Raw genomic sequence first — 1,132 nt, 5'->3', positions numbered from 1 at the left:
GATGAACTGCACCATCGAGGTCATGTCTTTCGCGGCGCCGTCCTGCCGGTAGGCCGAATCCCACAGCTGGCGCGACTGCGCGCCCACCCAGTTCGGCACCCCCAGCGCCCGGATCTCTTCCACCGCCAGCCCGATGTCCTTGCACACGCTGGAGATCGGGAAGCCGAAGTCGAAGGTGCCCGGCAGCACGTACTTCGGGAACTTGTCCGACGTCGCGTTGTTGCGCCCGCTGCCCGCGTTGAACACGTTCATCATCGTTTCCGGCGCCAGCCCGCCCCGGATCCCGGCCACGTACGCCTCGGCCGTCACCGCGAACGCCGTCGACGACAGCATGTTGTTGAGCAGCTTCATCAGCTGACCCTGCCCCGGCTTGTCGCCCACCACGAAGGTCTTGCCCAGCACCTGGAACATCGGCGCCAGCCGTTCCAGCGCCTCGCTCTTGCCCGCCAGCATGATCGCCAGCGTGCCCGCCTTGGCCCCGGCCGCCCCGCCGCTGATCGGCGCATCGACCATGTCGATGCCCTTGTTCTGCAGCGCCGCCGCCACTTCGGCCGTGGCCGCCGAGCCCACCGTCGACAGGTCCACCACCAGCTTGACCGCCGTGCCGTCGACAATGTTGCCCGCCCCGGCCAGCACCGCCTTGAACACCGCCACCGTCGGCATGCTGGTGAACACGATCGAGGCCACGTCGGCCACCCCCTTGGCGCTGGCCGCGCCCTGCGCCCCGATCGCCGTCAGCTCGGCCACCGCCTGCGGGTTGACGTCGAACACCGTCAGGTCGTAGCCCGCCTCGATCAGCCGCCGCGCCATCGGCCGGCCCATCACCCCGACCCCGACGAAGCCCAGTTTCAGTTTCGATTGTTCCGCCATGGCGCGCCTCAGATCCCCATGTCCTTGAACACCGCGCGGGCCACCTTGAAGCTGCCCAGGCCGGCCGGCATGCCGCAGTAGATCGCCACCTGCAGGAACACTTCCTGGATCTCTTCCTTGGTCACGCCGTTGTTGATCGCCCCGCGCACGTGCACGTGCAGTTCGTCGGCCCGGTTGAGCGCGGCGATCATCGCCAGGTTGATCAGGCTGCGGGTGCGGCGCTCCAGGCCAGGACGCGACCAGACGTCGCCCCAGCAGTACT

Annotated in this window: 2 protein-coding genes; both read right to left on the bottom strand. The window is 68.5% G+C overall.

Translation table 11 applies throughout. From position 1 onward, the window contains the following. A partial coding sequence (locus ABD927_RS24485) for an NAD(P)-dependent oxidoreductase (RefSeq protein ID WP_345252505.1) occupies positions 1-870 on the bottom strand: 870 nt, incomplete at its 3' end. 8 nt (positions 871-878) lie between these two features. Beyond that, positions 879-1,132: carboxymuconolactone decarboxylase family protein (locus tag ABD927_RS24480; RefSeq protein ID WP_345252504.1), on the bottom strand; the 254-nt coding region annotated here is incomplete at its 5' end.

Source organism: Pigmentiphaga soli, assembly GCF_039541095.1.
GTDB classification, from domain to species: Bacteria; Pseudomonadota; Gammaproteobacteria; order Burkholderiales; family Burkholderiaceae_B; genus Pigmentiphaga; species Pigmentiphaga soli.
This window is presented reverse-complemented; position numbering and strand designations above follow the sequence as displayed.